This is a genomic window from Neisseria sp. P0021.S005 (assembly GCF_051956955.1).
Map to the genome: position 1 here is coordinate 1 of NZ_JBQCWY010000363.1, position 3,074 is coordinate 3,074.

The following is a 3,074-nucleotide window of genomic DNA, read 5'->3' on the forward strand; positions in this document are numbered from 1 at the left end:
CCGGTTTCGTCGCAAGATGATTCAATTCCTAATACCAACATGGTTTGAGGCCGTCTGAAAAAATGATTAAAAACGATTCAGACGGCGTTTTCTCCGAAAACGGAAAAAGGCCGTCTGAAATAAAGTGCGGAATAAGCGGTTTACAAAGTGCCGTAAGAATGCAGGCCGCTCAAGAACATATTCACGCCGATAAAGGCAAAGGCGGTAATGACCAGGCCGATGACTGCCCACCAAGCCAACACCCTGCCGCGCCAGCCTGCCACCAGCCGCAAATGCAACCAAACAGCGTAATTCAGCCAAACGATGAATGCCCAAGTTTCTTTCGGGTCCCAGCTCCAATAGCGACCCCACGCAGAGGCTGCCCACAATGCGCCGAGAATGGTGGCAATCGTGAAGAATAAGAAACCGACAGCAATCGCTTTGTACATAACTTCTTCAATGACTTGCGAGTGCGGCAGCCATGATTTTTTGCCCGCATCTTCTTTTCTGAGCGCCAGCAGTTCGGCAATACCCAGCATGGCAGCGATACAGAATGCGCCGTAGCCGATAAAGTTGGCCGGAACGTGGATTTTCATCCACCAAGACTGCAAAGCCGGAATCAGCGGCTGAATGGCATGAGCCTCGCGTGAAACGCTGTACCATAAGACAAATCCGACCACAATTGCCATAAAGCTGAAGACAAAGCCACCCAGTTTTTGTACGGCAAAACGGCCTTCGTAATAGAGGTACATCAGTGCCGTAATGACCAAGAACAAGATAAATACTTCGTAAAGGTTGGAAACCGGAATATGGCCGGCATCGGGACGCAGCAGATAGCTTTCATGCCAGCGTACCAGCAAACCGACAAAGCCCGCCATCGCGGAAACCCACGCAAACACGGTACCCATGCCCAAAAGCGTATTGGACGACACATTTTTGCGCACCGCCGCTATCGCGCCGACGATATAGGCAAACAAGGCAAAGAACACAAACGCGCATTGCCACATAATCGCCGACTGGCTGCTTAACAGATATTTGAGCAGGAAACCGTCTGCGTGTTTGATGTCACCGCCATACAAATCAACGGCCAAATACGCCAAGCACACGCCCAAAGGGATAAACCAGCGCATCGGTTTGAAAAACCAACCCAGAAAAACGGCAATACCGGCACTCGCCCACAAAATCACCATTTCGTAGATGTCCATGTGCAGACCGGCTTGGGTTTGGGCAATAAACGCACTGATGGCAATCAGCAGTGCGAATGCCCAGTCGAAGAGGTTGAGGTTTCGGATAAATGATTTGTGTGTCAGAAGCTCATGCTCGGGCAAGGCCTGATGTTTGTTATTCATGGTTCAAATCCTTGGCAAGCTGCTGCAATTGCCGTGTGTGTTGCGGAAATTCTTTCTGCAAGTCGCGTTCGTTGCGGCTGGAAGACATGGCAAAACGGATACGGCCGTCTGAAAACAGCAGCCAAGCACGTTTTTCACGGATATAGAACATAAACACCGTGCCCAACACCAGCAATACCGAACCCAAATACACCAAGAATTCCCCCGGAGAACGGGTCATCTGCAATCCGGAAGAGCGCACTTCGGAATAGCCGTCCAATTGCAGCAACATCGGCGCAGGATACTCGGTTAAACCGGTGTACGCATCCATTGCATGCAGCAGGAAGCGGTTGCGTTTTTCATCTTGCGGCCAAGCCGGCAGGTTGTATGTACTGATCGTGTCTTCCAAAGCGGCATTCATCACGCCATAGAGCATCTCATAGAAATAGCCCTGCATTTTTTCCTGCTGATCTTTGGGAATGTTGGTGGTAACAAATTCGTCCAAAGCCAAATAGCCGCCTTTGGCAAAAATCGACAAAGTATTTTCCGCCGCCGCCATGAATTGCTCGCGGATTTCGGCGGGTGCGCCTTTGACGGCGTTGGCAACGGTTTTACGGCGTGCCGCATCGTCTTTCAAATATTGGCGCAAAGCCATAAAGGTATCGATTTTACCGTTTTTATCCATTGGAATGCGCAACCAGCGGTATTGCTGCGCCAAGCCGCTGCGCGTGCCGGTAATGAAGAAATAGTCTTCATCTTGTTTTACCGGCAACATATAGTTTTTATATTCGACCGCCTGCCCTGCTTTGTCGCGGATGCGGTAAACGATAGATGGGCCAATATTGGTGTATTTTTTGCCTTCCTGACGGACAGAACGAACATCATTGATGGCGGATTTCAGGTTTTGCTCTTTTTCAGACGGCTCGCTCATGTCTTCGACGTTCATCGAAGTAAACTGGTCGAATTCCAATTTATAAGAAGCCTTGCCCAAATCCAGCGGAAACTCGCGCATTGAAGTTGCTTTGAGTTTGACCGGAGTACGGTCGGCATCAGCCAGATTCCACGCTTTAAACGTCAAGTCTGAGCCGCCGTCGGCAAAACTTGCCTGATAAACCGTAATACCGTGCAGCGTCAAAGGATAGTTGACGCGGATGGTGTGTTCGCTGACTTTGCCGGTTGCCTTGTCCGTGACTTCCAAGTCGCTGGCGAAATCGCGCGGCATACCGGTATCGTAAAAATCAATATGGAATTTCTTCAATTTGACGGAAAACGGCAAGTCTTGCACGAGCATGCCGTTATCCGCATTCAGAAATACCACGTCCGCGCTCTGACCTTCCGAAATATTGACATTGCCCCTAAACGACAAATTGGACGTACCCAACACGCTTTCGGGCTTAAAGTCTTTGGCGTAAACCGCCGTATTGTCCGGCACGACCCGGCCGGTGAGCATACCGATTTTCAGCAGAATATTGCTGTCTATCAAACCGCCCAAACAAATCACAATCAGCGCGGCATGGGCAAAGATATAGCCCCATTTGTTCATCGCGCCTTTTTTCGCCGCCACCAAAACCGAACCGTCTTCACGCGTAACGGTTTTGCAGCCATAACCTTGTACTTCCAAATACCGTTGTGCGACTTCGGGCGTCACCTGTCCGTCTAAAACGATGGAATGGCGCATTGCCGCCAGCGATTTTTCCTTCGCGTTTTCACGGAACGAACGAATCTCGCGCAAAAACGGCGGAACATTGCGAATCAGGCACAATCCGG

Annotated in this window: 2 protein-coding genes; both read right to left on the reverse strand. The window is 50.2% G+C overall.

The genetic code is table 11. The features are described from left to right. Nucleotides 1–140: 140 nt before the first annotated feature. A complete protein-coding gene (gene ccsB, locus ACTHUE_RS14210) occupies nucleotides 141–1,328 on the reverse strand; it encodes a c-type cytochrome biogenesis protein CcsB (protein WP_004520889.1) in 1,188 nt (395 codons plus the stop codon). After that, a partial coding sequence (locus ACTHUE_RS14215) for a cytochrome c biogenesis protein ResB (RefSeq protein WP_440423805.1) occupies nucleotides 1,321–3,074 on the reverse strand: 1,754 nt, incomplete at its 5' end. The genes ccsB and ACTHUE_RS14215, both read right to left, overlap by 8 nt.

Bases quoted from the DNA above. Each gene is read 5' to 3' on its own strand.
- ccsB (WP_004520889.1), bottom strand. From the start codon at position 1,328: ATGAATAACAAACATCAGGCCTTGCCCGAGCATGAGCTTCTGACACAC.